Source organism: Galactobacter valiniphilus (genome assembly GCF_003575975.1).
GTDB classification, from domain to species: domain Bacteria; phylum Actinomycetota; class Actinomycetes; order Actinomycetales; family Micrococcaceae; genus Galactobacter; species Galactobacter valiniphilus.
Genome location: NZ_QQXK01000012.1, coordinates 37,275 through 55,241 on the forward strand (window position 1 = coordinate 37,275; position 17,967 = coordinate 55,241).

The window sequence follows — 17,967 nt, forward strand, 5'->3', positions numbered from 1 at the left end:
TTTGCGTGCCTTGCGCCGTGAAGAAGACCGGAGAACCGCGCAAGGCACGCAAACTCGCGGGGGCACCCACGGGCCGACGCCGCCGTCCCCGGCCACGCGGCGTCGTGCGTTGGTTGGGTGAGACTCAGTCGGAGAGCAGGTCCCTGATGTCCTCGGCCGTGAGGGCCGAGCCGAAGCCATCGCCGCCGTCCATGACGGAGGAGATGAGCTCGCGCTTGGCGTCCTGCAGGGCCACGACCTTTTCCTCGATGGTCCCCTCGGAGACGAGGCGGTAGACCATGACGTTGCGGGTCTGGCCGATGCGGTGGGCGCGGTCGACGGCCTGGGCCTCGGCGGCGGGGTTCCACCACGGGTCAAGCAGGAAGCAGTAGTCGGCCTCCGTCAGGTTCAGGCCGAAGCCGCCGGCCTTCAGCGAGATGAGGAAGACGGGGGCGTCACCCTCCTTGAACTCGTTGATGGCGTCCTCGCGGCGGCGCGTGGAGCCGTCGAGGTAGGCGTACTTGATGCCGGAGGCGTCGAGGCGCTCTGCGGCCTTGCGCAGGAAGGAAGTGAACTGGCTGAACACGAGGGCGCGGTGGCCCTCGGGCAGCAGCGCCTCGAGGTGCTCCTGGAGGACGTCCAGCTTGGCGGAGCCGACCTTGGTGTACTCGTCGTCCACGAGGGCGGCGTCCAGGGCCAGGAGGCGCAGCAGCGTCAGCGACTGGAAGATCGTGAAGCGGTTGCGGTCCATGTCCTCCACGAGGCGCAGGACCTTCTGACGTTCGTGCTGCAGGTGCGTGTCGTAGATCTTGCGGTGCTTCTCGGAGAGCTCCACCTTGAGCACCTGCTCCTGCTTCGAGGGCAGGTCGGTGACCACGGCGTCCTTGGTGCGGCGCAGCATGAAGGGCCGCACGCGCTTGCGCAGGCGCTCCAGCTCCGTGGTGGCCTCGCCGCGCTCGATGGGCCGCGAGTACTGCTCGGCGTACTTGGTGGACGAGGGGAACAGGCCGGGGGAGGTGATGGCCAACAGGGCCCACAGCTCCATGAGGTTGTTCTCCATGGGGGTACCCGTGATGGCCAGCTTGACGCGGGCGCGCAGATCGCGGGCCGTGTGGTGGGCCTTGGTCGCCTTGTTCTTCACGAACTGGGCCTCGTCCAGGACCAGGGCGGCCCAATCGGCGCTCTGGTAGGCGTCGGCGTCGAGGCGGAAGAGCGTGTAGGACGTGACGACCACGTCGACGCCCTCCAGCGTCTCGTGCAGCGGGGCCTTGGCCTTGGCCTGCGTGTCGCGGATGGCCATGGCGTTGATGTTCGGCGAGAAGCGCTTGATCTCGGCGAGCCAGTTGGGCACCACCGAGGTGGGTGCGACGACGAGCACGGGGCCAGGGCCGCCGGCCGCGACCGAGAGGTTGCGCTTGGCTGGGGTGTCCCACTCCTGCTTCATGTGCGCCAGGAGCGCGATCATCTGGAGTGTCTTACCGAGACCCATGTCATCGGCGAGGATGCCGCCGAGGCCCTGCTGCCACAGCGAGGCAAGCCAGCGGAAGCCCTCGAGCTGGTAGGGGCGCAAGGTCGCGTCGACCGAGCTGGGAAGATCCACCTCTAGGCCCTGGCCCAGGTTGGCCAGGCCGGAGATGGCGGCGTGCCAGGAGTCCGGGCCCTCCACCGTGGTCGCGAGCGACTCGAGCTCCTCCCAGAGGGAGACCTGGTAGCGCGTGATGCGCAGCGGGTCCTTTTTGGAGTCGGTGAGCTGGCTGGCCTCGGTGACGAGGGCGCGCAGCTTCTCGAAGAGCGGCTGCTCCAGCGACACGTAGGTCTTGTCGCTCATGAGCAGGCGGGTCTGGCCCTGGGACAGGGCGCGCAGGATGTCGGCGTAGGGGATCTGGCGACCGCCGACCGTGATGATCAGGCCCAGGTCGAACCAGTCGTGCTTCTCCGACTCCACCGTGGTGACGGTGAGCTCGGGGGCCTCCGTGAGCTCGCGGTAGGCCGGGCGGGTTCCGACCTCCTCGATGCGCACATCGGCGAGGGCCTCGAGGGCCGGGAGGGTGCGGCGGACAAAGTCCACCGTGTCCAGGCCCTGCAGCACGCGCGGGGCCAGCTCGCGGCCGTCCAGCGCGGGGGACTTGGCCAGGACGGCCAGAACCGACTGCTCCACGGCGTCCTCGGCGGCGCGGTCGCGCGCGTCGGGATCGATGCCGTCGGGTCCGTAGTCGATGTCGAAGCTCAGGGCCACGATGTCGTCGGGGCGGAACTGCGTGGTCACCTTCATGACCGGCGGCTGGATGACCGGCAGCTCCACGGAGCCGTCGGGGCTCGTGAGCGAGACGCGACGGGCCAGGCGGGAGAAGACGCCGGAGAAGAAGTCGCGGATCTGCTCGGCCGGGACCGTCACGACCTGCGGGCGGACCACGAGGTGGCGGGCCGGCTCGTCGATGCGGGTCTCGGTGGGGGCCAGCTGCAGCGTGCGGCCGTCCGGCGCCATGGCGTACGCGCCGTGGCGGCCCACGGTGCCGAGGGGCTCGGCGTCGTCCATGACGAGGCGGCGCTCGCCCAGGTGCAGCACGGGCTCGAGGATGAGGTCGCCCTCGCCCTCGCGGCGGGCCTCGAGGCCCACGGACGCGCTCTCTTGCAGCTCGATCCCGGCGACCTCGCCGCTGCCGATGAGGGAGATGCCGAGCTTGTCGGCCTCGCGCAGGAGCGGCCAGATCAGGGCGGAGGAGAAGTCATCCAGCAGCAGCCAGTCGTTGTCCTCGCCGAAGTACAGCTCGCCGTTGGCGCGGTAGAGCGGCACGAACTGGCAGAACCAGCGGTGCTGCTCGGGGTCGAGCGCCAGGCCGTAGGTCTTGAAGGAGATGGTGTTCCAGCGCAGGTTGCCGCGGACCCAGCGGTCCTCGGCGTTGAGAACCATGGGGCGCACGGCGAGCTGCCAGCGGCCGCGGACGCCGCGGGCGTGCGTGGCGCCCTGGCCGGGCACGTACTGGCGGCGCGAGCCATCGCGCGTGTCCTGCAGCTCGAACTGCAGGGCCATGGGCTGGTACTTCGGCGGCGCCTCGGCCCCGCGCGGGCCGCGGCCGGCCTCGAGGACGCGCTCAAAGGTCTGCTTCCAGCCGGAGTCCTTGACGGGGGCGTTCGCGGCGGTGGCCGCGGCCTCGTCCGCCTCCTGGCGGTGGCGCTTGTTCGACGCGATGAGGAGCGCGGCGCAGTGCAGGCACGCGCCCTCGGGGTCCGTGGCGCAGGCGGAGTCCTGGACGACCCAGGCGCCCTTCTCCTCGGCGAGGTCAACGGAGCAGGCGTGCTCCACGCCGCCCTCCGCGACCCGTGCGCTCAGCGCGGTGCCGTCCCAGTCGAGCGTGGAAATGAGCTCCGGCGTCACGAGGGTTTGGCCGCGGGCAAAGGACCCGCCGCCCACCTTTCGGAGGACTTCGCGGGCATCGATCATGGGGAAAGGCGCGGAAGAAGACATCGTCCCCATTTTTCCATCAGGAGGGGGCGCAGGGGAAATCATTCCGTGGCGCTTCTCCCGCCTAGTCTGGTGGGCATGATCACACGCTTGGGGCGATCCGCTCCCCGCATCCTCGACCTGGAGTCGCTGCAGGAGTTTGACCGCCGGGCGGCCAAGGCCACGGCGATGCGCGGTTGGCACCTCTACGGCCTGGACCTGACGCAGCGCGAGGGGGCGCTCGAGGCGTTGAATCCGGCGGGGGCCGTGCTCGTGGATTGCACGTTGACGCCGGAATCCGAGGCGCGCCTGCGGGCCGCCGGCGCCTACGTCGTGGCCGACGGCGCCGAGGTCGGCCCCGTCGAGGCGGAGCGCCACAGCCTCTACACGCCGCAGGAGCTCTACGCCGGGCTGAAGAAGGGGCCGTACGAGCGCGTTCCCGACGCGCGGATCTACGCGTGGGCCCGCACTCACCTGGGCGTCTCGGGGGAGAACCCGGCGCTGGCCGACGATTCGCGGGCGGCCACGCGCCTCGCCGCGATGCACGATCACTCGATCGCCACGGCGCTGCACGCCGCCGTGGAGTCCGGGCCGCTCTCCGGGCGGCCGCTCGTGGGCGTCATGGGTGGGCACGGCGCCCAGCGTGGAGGGGCCGACTACGCGGACGCAGCCGCGCTCGGGCGGGCTATCGTCAACGCCGGCGGCCGGGTGGCCACGGGCGGCGGGCCGGGTGCCATGGAGGCGGCCAACCTCGGCGGCTACCTGGCCGGCCTGTCGCAGGCCGAGTTTGAGGCCGAGCTCGGTGCCCTCTCCGCGGTCCCCTCACCCGTGCCGGATCCCGGTGCCTGGGCCCGCGCCGCCTTCGAGGTCCTCGAACGGCACCCGCACGGCGAGACGGGTCTCGGCGTGCCGACGTGGTTCTACGGACACGAGCCGCCCAACGTCTTCGCCACCCACATCGCCAAGTACTTCTCCAACGCCCAGCGCGAGGCGGTGCTGCTCGTCGTGGCGACGGGTGGCACGGTCATGCTCCCGGGGCGGGCCGGCACGGTGCAGGAGATCTTCCAGGAGGCCTGCGACGGCTACTACGGCGCGGCCGAGAAGGTGGCCCCGCTCGTTCTGTGGGGGAGCAGGTACTGGACCGAGACGCTCCCGGCCTGGCCCCTGCTGCTGGCCCTCTCCCAGGGGTCCCCGCTCGAGGGCCGCGTGCACCTCGTTGACACCATCCCCGAGGCGCTCGCCGCCCTCGGCCTCGGCTGAGCGCGCGGTTCCCTCCCTGAACGACGACGCGGGGCGGCTTTCGTGCGAAAGCCGCCCCGCGTCGGAAGGGCAGTGAAGCGGTGAGCGGCTACGCCGCTCCCGTGCCGAAGAGCAGGCCGACCAGGTAGGTCACGCCCGCGGCGCCCAGGCCGATGGCGAGCTGGCGCAGGCCGCGCTTGAGCGGCGAGGCGCCCGAGAGCAGGCCCACGATGCCGCCCGTCACGAGCAGGGCGATGCCGACCAGCACGGCGGCCGTGACGATCGCCGTCAGGCCGCTCAGGCCCAACAGATACGGCACGATCGCCACGACGGCGCCGGCCGAGAAGCACAGGAACGAGGAGAACGCGGCGCCGATGGCCGAGCCCATGGTGTCCGGCTCGTCGTCGTCCGGCAGCTTCTCGCCCTCCTTGTAGCCAACGGGCAGCGAGGTCGAGGGATCGCAATCGCACGAGAGTCGTCCGATGCGCTCGGCGGCGCGGTGCTCGGCCGCCTCCTCGCTCATGCCACGGGCGAGGTAGACGAGCTTGAGCTCGTTCTCGTCCAGGTTGAGGTCGGGTGCGGCGCGCAGGGTCGCGTGCGTGGGGTGCGCGGCGTTGACGAGCTCGCGCTGCGAACGCACCGAGACGAACTCGCCGGCACCCATCGAGAGCGCGCCGGCGAGCAGGCCGGCCACGCCGGAGAAGAGGACAAACGAGCTCGAGACGCCCGTGGCGCCGATGCCGAGGACGAGGGCCAGATTGGAGACCAGGCCGTCGTTGGCGCCGAACACGGCGGCGCGGAAGTTGCCCGAGAGGCGCAGGCGGCCCTCCGTCGCGAGCGAGCGGACGACCTCCTCGTGGACGAGCTCGTCGGCCGCCATGGCGCGCGTGGCGTCCTGATCCTTGGCATAGGGCGAGTTGCCCTCCGCCCGCTGGGCCAGGGCCAGGATGAAGACCGAGCCGAAGCGCTTGGCCAGGAAGCGCAGGAGGGCGCGCTGCGGCGAGGGCGGGCTCGGCTTGGCGTGCTCGCCGAGGAGCGTGCGCCAGTGCTCGGCGTGACGGGCCTCGGCCTGCGCCAGGCCCGCGAGGACGCGTGCCTCCTCGGGATCCTTGCTGCGGGAGGCGAGGGCCTCGTAGATGCCGCCCTCGGCCTCCTCGTCGGCGAGGTAGCGGCGCCAGCGGCGGATCTGGGAGGGGGAGGGCTGCGTGGTGCGCTCTGCGGCTGCGTTCACGATGACTCCTGAAGGGGAAAGGATGCGTGCGACGCCCGCTGCGCACGTCCTCGGGCGCGCGGCATCGCTTGGGCACGAGTCTAGGAATCCTGCCGAGCGCGTGCGGCGCGAGTTCTTGGGGCGGCTTAACCCCGGCGCCCGGCCGCCGCCCGGCGGTCCGCCAGGGCCCCGATCCAGACGGCGGCGAGGACCGTCCACGCGGCCGTGAGCGCCACGGCCGGCCACCACGTGTAGCGGAAGTGGGCGGCCGGGATCACGGGGAAGTAAGCCAGCTGATAGAGCAGGGCCGACGACGCAGCGACGAGGACCAAGGCGCGGGCCCGCCCGGCCCAGCGCGCCGCCACGAGCGCGGCGGCGCCCGCCGCGAGCCAGAACCACGGCAGGTAGATCCAACCAAGGTGCTTCTGCCACACCTCGAGCACCCACCAGCGGGAGAGGTCATCGGCCGGCCCGGCCGCGTTGCCGAGGCCCACGGGCGCCGCGTCCTTGCGCCAGCCCGTGTCCCACCACACCAGATCGGCGCGGCCCAGGTAGAGGCCGTAGGTCGCGAAGCGGTACTCGAGATAGCGGGCCGGGTGCTGGGGGATCGTGGCGAGCCAGTAGCGCTTGAGCTCGGGCCCGTCCGCGATGGGCGCGTAGTACTTGCCGTCCACCCCACGCCCGTAACACTTCCAATAGGCGTCCCAGATGACACCCTTCTTGGCGCAGAGGGCCTGCGCGGAGAGCAGGTGCTCCTTGAAGGCGGGCGAGAGATCGGAGGCGCGCAGTTCATCGGCCGGCACCGTGAAGATCACGTCGTCCAGCATGATCTGGTTGGACTGGCCCGTGCGCTGGACGTCCTTGAGCTTGACGATGACCTTGTCGGCGGCGAGCGTCGCCCCGGCGAAGACGCCGGTGCCGACCAACGTGGCCAGGCCGAGGGCCAGCGCCGCGCTCAAGCGGCGGCGCGGGCGCGGCGGCAGGCCGCGGGCCTCGCGCCGGGCACGCAGCGCGCGCCAGGCCTGCCAGGCGACGAAGGCGATGAAGGGGAGCGCCGCGACGAGCGCGTTGCGGCGGACCATGGCCCCGTAGCCGAGGGCCGTGAGCGCGGGCAGCAACCACCACCAGGAGCGCGGACGCAGGCCGTCGACCCGCTCGAGCAGGAGCAGGGCGAGGAGGAGCGCCACCCCCATCTGGGTGTCCTTGAAGAGGATCCCTGCCTGGCTGAGCACGGCCGGGGCGAGCGGGAACAGCACCCCGGCGAGGCTGAGCCAGCGCCGCCCGGTGTAGCGGGCGATGAGCCGGGCGAGCAGCCAGCCGCAGCAGAGCAGGCCGAGCAGCTGCACGGCCAGGAGCGAGGAGATCTGGCCCGTGAGCCGCAGCAGCGCCTCCCACAGGGCCGACATGACCGGCGGATGCCAGTCGCTGAAGGGGATGGTGCCGAGGGCCTGATCGGCCTGGTTCCGGATGTCGTTGTTGGCCCGGCCGGGCGCGTTGGCCGCCCACAGGAACGCGAGCAGCGGCAGTTGAAGCGCGGCGAGCACGGCACCCCAGCGCCAGCCCGTGGCGGCCCAGGGCCCGACGGCGCGGGGCGGGGCGCCGTCGCCCGCCCCGCGGGCGTTCCGGCCGCCGCTGGCGCCCGCGGTGGCGGTCGGGGTAGCGGTCGCGGGCTCGGGGCCTGCCGCGGGCTCTGCCGCGGCCTCCGGCGCGGTCGGGTGCGCCCCGACGCGCGGCTCAGCCGACATGGCGGGCGGCCGCGATGCTCGCCGCGACGGGGCGCGGCACCGGGGCGGAGGCAGGGGCGTGCGCGGGGGCCGCGGGGGCGGTGGCGGGCACCGGGACACCACGCCGGGGCGCGCCGGCCCGCGCGGGGCGCAGGGGCGCCGTGCGCCGGGGCATTCCCGGCTCGATCCTGGAGGCGCGCGTGGGGGCCGGGGCGGCGAGGGCGAGGTAGCGCAGGCGGGCGACCTCGCGGCGCGCGAGCCGCTGACCGTCGAGCACGAGGCCCGCCACCCCGGACAGGGCGGCCAACAGGGCGCAGCTGGCCGCGAGCACGGCGGTGGGGAGCCGCGGGACGAGGCCCGTACTGAGAAACTCGGCGATGACCGGGGCCCCAAAGCACACGCTGCCGAGGGCCAGGAGCGCCGTGATGACCCCGTAGAACGCGGTGGGGCGCTCCACCCGGAGCAGGCGGGCGAGGGTTAACAGGATCCGCACGCCGTCCTTGACCGTGGAGAGCTTCGACTCGCTGCCGGCCGGGCGGTCGCGGAAGCCCACGGGGTGCTCGGCCCCCGGCAGGCGCAGCGCCATCTGATGCACAGTCAGCTCGGTCTCGATCTCGAATCGCTTGGACAGCGCCGGGAAGGACTTCACGAAGCGGCGCGAGTACACGCGGTAGCCGGAGAGCATGTCGGAGACGGTGTCGCCGAAGAGCCGGCCGGTGAGCCGGTTGAAGGCCGCGTTGCCGGCGGCGTGGCCGGGGCGGTAGGCGCTGTTGTTCGGATCGTCCTGGCGCACGCCAAGCACGTGATCGCACGGGCCGCTCATGAGCTTGTCGATCATGGCCGGCAGATCGGCCGCCTCGTAGGTGTCGTCGCCGTCGATCGTGACGTAGACGTCGGCCTCGATGTCGGAGAAGGCGCGCCGGATGACGTTGCCCTTGCCTGCCCGCTCCTCGCTGCGCACCACGGCACCGGCCTCGCGGGCCCGCTGGGCCGTGGCGTCCGTGCTGCGGTTGTCGTACACGTAGACCGTGATGCCGGGGACGGCGGCCTTGAGGTCCGTGACCACCTTGGCCACGGTCACCTCCTCGTTGTGGCACGGCACGATGGCGGCGATCCGTGGTGCCTTCCCGCGGCGCGCTCCGGCCGCCAGCTGCGCGGGCTCGATCTGCCCCATGTGGTCCCCTCCGGTGGTGCTCGTTCCTGCCCGGAAACGCTAGGGGGAGGGGTTGGCCCCCACATGCCGCTCAGGCAAACACCAGGCGACGCTTTGTTCAGCTCACGTGCACCCAGGGCCGGCGGGTCACGTCCGGCTCGGCCTCGCGCAGCACCTCGCGGGTGAGCGGGGCGATCTCGCCCTGGCCCAGGAAGACGAAGCGCACGAAGTTGCGCACGGGGGCGCCCTCGGTCCAGCGGAAGTAGACGTGCGGCATGACGTGGCGCTGGTCGCGGATGGCCAGGAGTACGGCGGCGATGGCGGTCGGAACGGAGCTGGCCTTGACCTCCAGGACACCGAAGCCATGACGGTGCACACCACGGACCGTGAGTTCCTCCGTGAACTCGGAGGAGTCGTCCACTTTGACCTCCAGGAAGAGCGGGTTCCGCGTGCCTCCCATGGTGTTGGAGGCCAGGACGTGCTCGCGCTTGTGCCGGTAGCGGGCGGCGGTCATGCGGTTGGGCTCGTGGGCGATGATCTGCACCTGGCGCTCGTGCTCCCCGGAGGCCAGGACCTCGAGGGCGGACTCGGTAAAGGTCACGCTCGTGGCGCGCACCTCGGTGGAGCGGCGGAAGCGACTGGCCAGGGAGACCGCCACGATGCCCACGATGAAGAAGGCGGCCACCTTGAGGCCGTCGGGGCGCTCGATGCAATTGGCGATGAGCGTGTACAGGAACACGAGGGTGATGGCGCCGAAGCCGAACGCCGAGCGGCGGCGGCCGTTGCGGCGCTGCTGGAGCGTCACGGCAAAGGCCGCCGAGGTGATGAGCACCAGCACGCCCGTGGCGTACGCGCCGCCCTGCGCCGTGACGTCGGCGCGGAAGATGATCGTCACCACCGCGGCGACGGCGCCGAGGAAGAGCACGAGGGGACGCGTGGCGGCGGCCCACTGCGGGGCCATGCCGTAGCGCGGCAGGTAGCGCGGGATGAGGTTGAGCAGGCCGGCGATCGCCGAGGCGCCGGCAAACCAGAGGATCGCGATCGTGATGATGTCGTAGGCGGAGCCGAAGCCCTCGCCGAGCAGATCGTGGGCCAGGTACGCCAGGGCGCGGCCGTTGGCCGAGCCGCCCTCCTCGAACTCCTCCGCCGGGATGAGCATGGTCGTGGCGATGGAGGAGGTGAGCAGGAAGGTGCTCATGATGAGGGCGGCGGTGCCGAGCAGGCGGCGCGTCCCCGCAATGCGCCCGGCGGGGTTGGCAGCGGTGTCGTGGGGGCCGCTCTTGATCTGCGGCATGACCGCCACGCCGGTCTCGAAGCCGGAGAGGCCCAGCGCCAGCTTCGGGAAGACCACCAGGGCGATGAGCAGGATGGACATGACATCCGGGTGAGCCGTGGTGAGCACCGACCACCAATCGCTCACGTAGTGGGCGTTCGCCGCGATGTGGGCAAGCGAGACGACGATGACCACGGCGTTGAACGCGAGGAAGATGCCAACGAGACCCATCGCCAGCTTGATGACCTCGTTGAAGCCGCCGAGGAAGAGGAGCACCAGGCCGCCGATGAGCACCAGGGTGATGGCGACGCGGTGGTCGTCGAAGACCTCGGGCACCAGCGGGTTCTCCACGATGTGGGCCGTGGCATCCGCAGCGGAGAGGGTCGTGGTGATCATGAAGTCGGTCGCCGCGAAGCCCAGCAACACGAGGACGAGGAGCTTGCCCCACCAGGCCGGGAGCAGGCGCTCGAGCATGGCGATGGAGCCCATGCCGTTGGGGGAGGCCTTGGCCACCATGCGGTAGACCGGGAGGGCGCCGAAGACCGTGATGAGGATCAGCACCACGGTGGCCAGCGGTGCCACGGCGCCCGCCGCCAGGGCGGCGATGGCCGGCTGGTAGCCGAGCGTGGAGAAGTAATCGAGGCCGGAGAGGCACATGACCTGCCACCACGGGTGGCCGTCTCGGTGCTTGTCCTTGCCCGTCGCTCGGGGGCGTGCTGCGTACGTCACCGGTAGAGAGTACGCACGCCCGCGCATGCGTCCTCGACAGATTCCGTGAGGATTGTGTGAGGATTCCTGGCCCGTGCCTCGGATCACTCGGCCGGGCCGGGCGCGGGCGGCATCAGCGGGGCAGCGGGCGCACGTATCCGGCGCGGTCGCGGCGGTCCACGAGGGCCTCCAACACGCCGCGCGCCGGGGCCGGATCGGCGCTCGCCGCCGACGCCACGTAGCACGGTCGGAACACCGGGGAGGCGCCCGGGACGTCGCTCGCATAGGACAGCGCGTCGTAGCGCCCGCCCGTCGCGGTCACGAGCAGCGCGCCGGCCGCGACGTCCCACGGCTTCACGTCCACCCCGAGCACCACGTCGTGGCTCCCGGCTGCCACACCCGCGAGGGAGAGCGAGGCGCACACGGGCCGCCGCACGGTCGCGTAGGCCTCGATCAGCGCCCCGAGGTCGCGCAGCGCCGCATCGCCTTCGGCCCGCACCGCTTCGCCGCCCGGATGATCGGTGGCGAGCGCGTTGCGTGCCGCCTCCCCGCGCCCGTGGGGCGCCAGCGCCACCCCACCCAGCCACGCGGCGTCGGGCACCGCCGCGAACACCTCACCCGTGGCCGGGGCGTGGATCACGCCGGCGACGGGCACGCCGCCCACGCACGCGGCGATCGAGATCGCGAAGGTGGGCAGGGCGTGCACAAAGTTGCTGGTCCCGTCGATGGGATCGATGACCCAGGTCAGCTCGCCGCTGCCGCGGCGGCCCAGCTCCTCGCCCAGGAAGGCGGCAGTCGGCCCGTGGGAGGCCAAATGCTCGACGACGCTCGCCTCCGTTGCGCGGTCGAGTTCCGTCACGAGGTCGTGCCGGGAGGTCTTGGTGCTCACCGTGGCGCCCTGGGTGCCGGCCGCGAAGGCCGCCTCGAGGCGCGGTGCGGCGCTCGCCGCGGCCGCGACGGCCAGTTCGAGGAGAAGCTCGGGGGATTCGATGGGCGCGCTCACAGCGACGAGCCTACGCGGGGCGCCAACCACCGCGCCGGCGGGGTGCCGCGCCCGGCGTTGAACGTGGGAGACTGGTCAGCGTGTCAGTTCCACCTCGCGCCGCGCCCCTGAGCGGTCTTGCCCTTGCTCTCGAGGATCGCTGGCACGATTGGCGGCTCGTGCAGGCCAAGCGCCGCGAGTGGCAACCCACCGTCCTGCCGTTCCGCGGCTACGGGCTCTCGGGCGCCGACGGGTGGGTCCGCGTCATGGCCCGCGTGGTCATGGCCCCGCCCGGGCGCTTCGACGGCGGCCGCCACCTTCCCGCCGTCGTCGAGGACGGCGTGCGCGGCTGGCGCAACTTCATCTCTCCCACCGTCAGCGGCGCCGAGGTGACCGTGACCGTGGACGGGCGCTGCTTCACCGTGCGCGCCGACCGCGGCGGCGTGGTCGACGCCCGCGTCGCCGTGGAGCTGGCCCCCGGCTGGCACCCCATCCAGCTGCAGGTCGAGGGCAGCGAACGCGCCACGGCCGCCGCCTTTGTGGTGGCGGAGGACGAGACGTTCGGCATGGTCTGCGACGTGGACGACACCGTGGTGGTCACGGCCCTTCCCCGCCCCATGCTGGCCGCCTGGAACTCCTTTGTGCTGGACGAGCACGCCCGCAACCCCACCCCTGGTATGGCCGTGCTGCTGGATCGCATCACGGGGCAGCATCCCGCCGCGCCCACGCTCTACCTCTCCACGGGGGCCTGGAACGTGAACCTGACCCTCACGCGCTTCCTCGGACGCAACCTCTACCCGGACGGCGCGTTGTTGCTCACCGACTGGGGGCCCACGCCCGGGCGGCTCTTCCGCTCCGGCACGCAGCACAAGGTGGACAATCTGCGCCGGCTCGCGAGCGAGTTCCCGCACATCAAGTGGCTGCTCATCGGCGACGACGGGCAGCACGATCCGGAGATCTACGCCGAGTTTGCCCGCCGTTACCCGCAGAACGTGCGGGCCATCGTCATCCGGCAGCTCACGCCGTCGCAGGCCGTCATGGCCGGCGGGCGCAGCGCCGGCATCATGAAATCGACCCCGGGCATCCCGTGGGTCTACGCGCCGGACGGCGGCCGGATCGCCGCGCGGTTGGAGGACCTCGGCCTCCTCGCGCTCCCGCCGCAGCCGGACGCGGACAGGGAGGAACACTAGGTGAGTCGCGTCAGCGTCGACATCGCCCTGCGCTGGGCGGACATGGACGCCTACGGGCACGTCAATAACGTCAATCAGGTGCGCCTCATGGAGGAGGCCCGCGTGGCCGCCTTCGGCGTTCCGGGCGGCACCGGCGAACCGGTCGGCCGTCCGGGCAAGGTCGACCTCTTCGAGAACGTCGGCGAGCACATCCTGATCCTCGTGGTGGATCACTCGATCAGCTACGTGGCCCAGCTGCCCTACCGCGATGTGCCGGTGCGCATCGAGGTGTGGATCGATCAGGTCAAGGGTGCCTCCTTCCGGGTGAACTACGAGTTCTTCGACGGGCACACGGGCGAGCTGACCACGCGCGCCACCACCACGCTGGCGCTGTTCGACGACGAGACGCAGCGCCTCGTGCGCCTGCCCGCCGAGCACCGCGCCGCCTTCAAGGCGTATGCGGACGACGCGCAGGTGTCGGCGTGAGGCCGGAAGGCGACGGTGCACGCCCGGCGCGAGCCGCGCGTCCGGCCCGGCCGCAGCAGCTGGCCGAGGTGGTGGCGAGCGAGCGCATCGGCGAGCACCTGGTCCGCCTGACCCTGGGCGGGCCCGGCCTGTCCGGCTTCAAGCCCAAGGCAGCCACGGATCAGTACGTGAAGTTCCTCTTCGCCGACCCGGCGCTGGGGCTCACCCCGCCCTTTGACCTGGATGCGATCCGCGCGCAGCACGGTCCGGAGGGTGTGCCCGTGCGCCGCACCTATTCGGTGCGCGCCGTGCGCCGTTCCGCGGCCGACACCGAGATCGACGTGGACGTTGTGGTGCACGGCGCCGACGGCATCGCCGGCCCCTGGGCCGCCGCGGTGCGGCCGGGCGACGTCGTGTGCTTCTCCGGGCCCGGAGGCAAATACGCCCCCGAGCCCGGGGCCTGGCACCTGTTGGCCGGGGACGAGGCGGCCCTGCCGGCCATCGCCGCCGCGCTCGAGGCGATGGGCCCCGAGGAGCGCGGCGTGGCAGTGCTCGACGTCGCCGGTCCCGGCGACCGGCTGGAGCTCGCAGCGCCGGCCGGCGTCGAGCTGCGCTGGGTGGAACGTGGAGGCGAGTGGACGCCCGCGTCCTCCCGCCTCGAGGAGGCGGTCCGCGCCGTCGAGCTCCCGGTGGATACCTCTGCCGTCCGCGCCTTCGTTCACGGCGAGCGGGAGACCATGAAGTCCCTGCGCGCCTACCTCGTGGGTGAGCGCGGGCTGGAGCGCTCGCAGCTCTCCCTCTCGGCCTATTGGGCCTACGGCCGCGCCGAGGATGCCTTCCAGGCGGAGAAGCGCGAGCCGATCGGGAAGATCTTCCCCGAGGACGCCTGAGCCCCTTTTGTGACGCGCCTCACCGTGCCCTAGTATGGTGAGGCGCGTCACGCCCATCCGGCCGGCGCGCGCAGCAGCCTTCCAAAGGAGCCTCGCCGTGACCGCACGCCCCCTGCAGCCCGCCTTCTCCGGCCGCGCGCTCTTCCTGCGCACCGTCCCGGCGTGGGTGGGGGTGAGCCTCGTGACCCTCGTGCTTGGCGCCTGGGCGCTGGCCTCCGGCGCGCCGTCGCTGGCCAACGCGTGGGCCGGCCTGGCGCTCGGGTCCTCGCTGCTCGTGGGCCTGGGCAGCGCGCTGTCAGCGGCGGAGAGCACGCGCTTCCGCCTCGCGGCTGTCACGATGATCGGCGCCCTCGGCGGGGCGGGCATCATCGCCGCCGCCTACGCGCTCTGAGCTCCACCCGGCACGCGGCCGCCGCCTACGGCGCCGCGGCCGCCGAGTACGCGCGGCTGCTTCCGGACCTGTCCTTCGAGGCAGCGTCCGACGTCGCGTGGTTGCGTCGCTGGGCTGGCCTCGCCTCCGCGCACGCGCCGCTGCCGGTCGTGGACGCGGGCTGCGGGACCGGTCGGCTCCTGCCCTTCCTGCGCGGCTGCGGGCTCGACCCTGTCATCGGCGTTGACCCGAGTGCGGGGATGCTGGCGCACGCTCGGAGCATGCACCCGGAGGGCGAGTGGCGCGACGGCAGCCTCGAGCACCTGCCTCTCGCTGATGCCTCAGCCTGCGGGGTGCTCGGCTGGTACTCGATGATCCATCTTGACGGCGACGGCCTGGCGGCGGCCGCTCGCGAGTGCGCCCGCGTCCTCGCGCCGGGCGCACCGCTCCTGTGGGGCTTCCACAGCGGGGCGGCCGATGCGCCGTCGCGACACCTGGCCGTGGACGGCGAGCCGCTCGTGGTGCGCGCGCTCCCGGTGCCGGTGGTGGTCGCGGCCCTCGTGTCCGCCGGGCTCGAGCTCGTGGCCTCGGGACGGCGAGAGCCCCGGCCGGGCGAACGCGCGGCGCAGGGCATGGTGATCGCTCGCCGCGCGCGCTGACGGAGGCCTCTGTCACGATGGGGGGCATGAACGAACGCTCCGACGGCTACCGCCTCCTCCCCGTCCCGCCCGAGGCCAGACGCTACCGCCAGCTGCGCGCCCTCTCCGGGCTGAGCCCCATCACCCAAGCCCAGGCCGAGCGCACGATCGAGGGCACGTGGGCCTGGCGCAGCGTCGTCGATGCGGCCGGGGAGACCGTGGCGATGGGCCGCGTGGTGGGGGACGGCGGCTGGTACTTCCTCGTGGCGGACATGGCCACGTTGCCCGAGCACCAGGGCAAGGGGCTCGGCCGGGCCGTGCTCGTCTCGCTCCTGGAGGAGATCCGCGACCGCGCCGAGGAGGGCGCGTACGTGACGCTCACGGCCGATCCGCCGGGGCGACGGCTTTACGAGTCGCTCGGCTTCCGCGATGTGGCGCCCGGCGGAACCGGCATGTCGCTGCGGCTTTGACGCCCGCGGACCGCACCTGCCCTGGCCGCGGGGGAGCGCAGCCCCTACCGTGGATGCATGGAGAAGAACTGGGATCCCGAGGCGCCCGTCGTCGCGCCCGAGGAGAGCGGGTTGGGGGAGCGGGCCTCCGGTGCGTGGCAGGGGTATCTCATCGTGCAACGCAACGCGCTCGAACTGCCACTGACGGCCGGGATGCAGGCCGACAACTCGCTGCGGGACCTGCCGGAGGCCACGTCGCTCTACATCGAGCCGACGCCGCCGCCGTTCGAGATCCCCACGATGCCTCAGGACCGGCCCTGAGCGCGGACGAGGAGGGCACGGCCGTCGAGGTGGTGATCGACGGCGCAGCCGTCGACTCGATCGCCGCGTTTTACGCCGAGCTCAACCAGCAGCTGATGCGCGGCGAGGACTGGGAACTGGGGCCGAGCCTTGATGCGCTCAACGACCTGCTCTACGGCGGCATCGGCGCGCTGGCCGGAGCCGCGCTTCAACGCTGGGAGATCACCGATCACGCCGCGATGGCCGCCGCGCTGGGTGTCGAGACCACGCGGAAATGGCTGCTGGCCAAGCTGGACCCGGAGGGCCCCTTCGACCGCCCGGCGATCCGAGAGCGGCTCGCGCGCCTGGAGGCGACCGGCCACGAGACCTATTTCGAGCTCCTCCTCGAGGTGTTCGCCGATCACCCACAGGTCGAGCTACTCCTGCGCTGAGGCCGAAAGGCGCGTCTCGCGGGCCGCCCCGGAAGGATCTTTCAACTTTTTTGGCGCGTGACCCATCCGCGCGCGCATCCGCTCCGAACGGAGGGCATCAACCATCACGATCCCCTCGCTTAGGAGTGATTCAGATGTTCCCGAAGCTCACGATGAAGACCACGGCCCTCGGGCTCGGCGCCGCCGCACTGGCCCTGAGCCTGGCTGCCTGCAGCTCCAACGCCTCGGCCCCGGCGTCCTCGACCGCCGGCAGCTCGTCCGCCTCGAGCGCGCCGTCCAGCTCGATGGCGACCATGGATCACAGCACGATGGGCTCGAGCTCGGCGGCGGCCGCGGCCCTGGTTCCCGTCGGCACGGGGGATCCGTTCGCCGACGCCATGACCGCTGCGAGCCACATGCCCATGACGGGCAAGACCCTTGCCGACGGCATCGTGAAGGCCGCCGGCATCAAGGGCGACCCCGACTCCGATGCGGCGGGGCTGCGCGCGGCCCTCACCTCGAACCTGCAGGAGCACGTCTACCTCGCCGGCATCGGCGTCGCCACGGCGTACACCAAGGGCGCAGACTCCGCCGAGTTCAAGGCGGCGGCCGCCGCGATCGATAAGAACGCCGTGGCGCTGGCCGACATGGTCGGGACGCTGGACCCGAAGATGAAGGATCCGGTGCTCAAGGTCTGGCGCGCGCACATCGGCTACTTCGTCGACTACGCGGTCGCCGCGAAGAAGGGCGACAAGGCCGGCAAGGAGAAGGCCCAGGCCGAGCTGAGCCAGTACACCAAGGACGCGGGTGCCGCCCTCTCGGCCCTGGCCAAGGGCAAGATCAGCGCGGGCGACGTCACCGAGGGCCTGGTCCATCACGTGGCCTCGCTGTCCGAGGCGATCGATGCCCTGGCCGCCGGCAAGACGGAGGCCTACTCCAAGCTGCACGCGGCCGCCTCGCACGGCGGAGACTTCATCGCCAAGCTGGCCAACGCCCTGGCCGTGGGCAACGGGGTGAAGGGCGATGCCCTGGACGCCGCCTCCACGCTGCGCACCACGCTGGCCACGGGCCTGCAGGAGCATGTGTACCTGGCCTCGGTGGCGGTCTTCGTTGCCTACACCTCCGAGGGAGGCACGGATTCCGAGGCCTTCACGGCGGCGGCAGGAGCGTTGGATCACAACTCTCAGGCGCTGGCCGAGGCCATCGGCTCGGTGGCCGGCAAGGAGAAGCAGGAGGCGTTCCTGACCCTGTGGCGCGAGCACATCGGCTACTTCGTCGACTACGCCAACGCCGTGGCCAAGGGCGACAAGGCAGCGGCGACGAAGGCCCTCGAGGAGCTGAACGAGTACCGTCCCAAGGCCGGGGCGTTCTTCGAAGACATCAGCAAGGGCGAGCTCAAGGCCGACGCCATCGCTACGGGGCTCGGCGAGCACGTGACGACGCTGGCCGGAGCCATCGACTCCCTCAAGAAGGCCCTGGTCGGCTGATCCCCTGCCGACCCTCCCTCTGTCGCCGCGCCTCTCCCTCCCCTGGGGACCGGCGCGGCGACGGTGCCACCCCCCATCG

General features: G+C 72.1%; 17 protein-coding genes. 10 read left to right on the top strand and 7 right to left on the bottom strand.

Annotated elements, in window-relative coordinates; all coding sequences use genetic code 11:
• Nucleotides 1–124: 124 nt before the first annotated feature.
• Entirely contained in the window at nucleotides 125–3,445 is a 3,321-nt protein-coding gene (locus tag DWB68_RS07460) for a DEAD/DEAH box helicase (protein ID WP_147391617.1), read from the bottom strand.
• Between the two features lie 75 nt (nucleotides 3,446–3,520).
• On the opposite strand from DWB68_RS07460, the gene DWB68_RS16170 reads away from it, so the two are divergent.
• A complete protein-coding gene (locus DWB68_RS16170; RefSeq protein WP_158588242.1) occupies nucleotides 3,521–4,681 on the top strand; it encodes an LOG family protein in 1,161 nt (386 codons plus the stop codon).
• An 88-nt stretch (nucleotides 4,682–4,769) separates the two neighbouring features.
• Here the strand turns inward: DWB68_RS16170 and DWB68_RS07465 are convergent, their stop codons facing one another.
• The 5 genes from DWB68_RS07465 to DWB68_RS07485 form a co-directional block, all read right to left on the bottom strand.
• Nucleotides 4,770–5,891 (bottom strand): VIT1/CCC1 transporter family protein, encoded by a 1,122-nt coding sequence (locus tag DWB68_RS07465; RefSeq protein ID WP_233548670.1) that lies wholly within the window; start codon nucleotides 5,889–5,891, stop codon nucleotides 4,770–4,772.
• 125 nt (nucleotides 5,892–6,016) lie between these two features.
• Nucleotides 6,017–7,615, bottom strand: a complete 1,599-nt coding sequence (locus DWB68_RS07470) for a hypothetical protein (RefSeq protein WP_119424517.1) — start codon at nucleotides 7,613–7,615, stop codon at nucleotides 6,017–6,019.
• The gene (locus DWB68_RS07475; protein ID WP_119424518.1) at nucleotides 7,605–8,768 is read right to left on the bottom strand and encodes a glycosyltransferase; all 1,164 of its coding nucleotides are present in this window, start codon (nucleotides 8,766–8,768) and stop codon (nucleotides 7,605–7,607) included. Before DWB68_RS07475 ends, DWB68_RS07470 begins: the two co-directional genes overlap by 11 nt.
• A gap of 97 nt (nucleotides 8,769–8,865) precedes the next feature.
• Nucleotides 8,866–10,677 (bottom strand): APC family permease, encoded by a 1,812-nt coding sequence (locus DWB68_RS07480; protein WP_119424519.1) that lies wholly within the window; start codon nucleotides 10,675–10,677, stop codon nucleotides 8,866–8,868.
• A gap of 184 nt (nucleotides 10,678–10,861) precedes the next feature.
• Nucleotides 10,862–11,731, bottom strand: a complete 870-nt coding sequence (locus DWB68_RS07485) for an inositol monophosphatase family protein (protein ID WP_158588243.1) — start codon at nucleotides 11,729–11,731, stop codon at nucleotides 10,862–10,864.
• A gap of 80 nt (nucleotides 11,732–11,811) precedes the next feature.
• Here DWB68_RS07485 and DWB68_RS07490 point away from each other — a divergent pair, with 80 nt between their 5' ends.
• The 8 genes from DWB68_RS07490 (at nucleotide 11,812) to DWB68_RS07515 (ending at nucleotide 16,422) form a co-directional block, all read left to right on the top strand.
• Complete coding sequence (locus DWB68_RS07490; protein WP_119424521.1) at nucleotides 11,812–12,900, top strand: App1 family protein; 1,089 nt, start codon at nucleotides 11,812–11,814, stop codon at nucleotides 12,898–12,900.
• A complete protein-coding gene (locus DWB68_RS07495) occupies nucleotides 12,901–13,365 on the top strand; it encodes an acyl-CoA thioesterase (RefSeq protein ID WP_233548671.1) in 465 nt (154 codons plus the stop codon).
• Nucleotides 13,362–14,234 carry a siderophore-interacting protein gene (locus DWB68_RS07500; protein ID WP_119424522.1) on the top strand — a complete coding sequence of 291 codons (873 nt, stop codon included), beginning with the start codon at nucleotides 13,362–13,364 and terminating at the stop codon, nucleotides 14,232–14,234. The genes DWB68_RS07495 and DWB68_RS07500 overlap by 4 nt, the downstream gene beginning before the upstream one ends.
• 97 nt (nucleotides 14,235–14,331) lie before the next feature.
• Entirely contained in the window at nucleotides 14,332–14,625 is a 294-nt protein-coding gene (locus DWB68_RS16175) for a hypothetical protein (RefSeq protein WP_158588244.1), read from the top strand.
• Nucleotides 14,626–14,726: 101 nt separating this feature from the next.
• A complete protein-coding gene (locus tag DWB68_RS16180) occupies nucleotides 14,727–15,263 on the top strand; it encodes a class I SAM-dependent methyltransferase (protein WP_158588245.1) in 537 nt (178 codons plus the stop codon).
• 26 nt (nucleotides 15,264–15,289) lie between these two features.
• A complete protein-coding gene (locus tag DWB68_RS07510; protein WP_119424524.1) occupies nucleotides 15,290–15,712 on the top strand; it encodes a GNAT family N-acetyltransferase in 423 nt (140 codons plus the stop codon).
• Nucleotides 15,713–15,769: 57 nt separating this feature from the next.
• Nucleotides 15,770–16,012, top strand: coding sequence for a hypothetical protein (locus tag DWB68_RS16405; RefSeq protein WP_199700404.1), 243 nt, complete (start codon nucleotides 15,770–15,772; stop codon nucleotides 16,010–16,012).
• A gap of 29 nt (nucleotides 16,013–16,041) precedes the next feature.
• Nucleotides 16,042–16,422, top strand: coding sequence for a ribonuclease inhibitor (locus DWB68_RS07515; RefSeq protein ID WP_199700405.1), 381 nt, complete (start codon nucleotides 16,042–16,044; stop codon nucleotides 16,420–16,422).
• A gap of 130 nt (nucleotides 16,423–16,552) precedes the next feature.
• Here DWB68_RS07515 and DWB68_RS16185 read toward each other — a convergent pair whose 3' ends face one another.
• A complete protein-coding gene (locus tag DWB68_RS16185; protein ID WP_158588246.1) occupies nucleotides 16,553–16,717 on the bottom strand; it encodes a hypothetical protein in 165 nt (54 codons plus the stop codon).
• On the opposite strand from DWB68_RS16185, the gene DWB68_RS07520 reads away from it, so the two are divergent.
• Nucleotides 16,716–17,888, top strand: coding sequence for a hypothetical protein (locus DWB68_RS07520; protein WP_147391618.1), 1,173 nt, complete (start codon nucleotides 16,716–16,718; stop codon nucleotides 17,886–17,888). The two genes, DWB68_RS16185 and DWB68_RS07520, sit on opposite strands and share 2 nt — an antisense overlap.
• Nucleotides 17,889–17,967 lie beyond the last annotated feature (79 nt).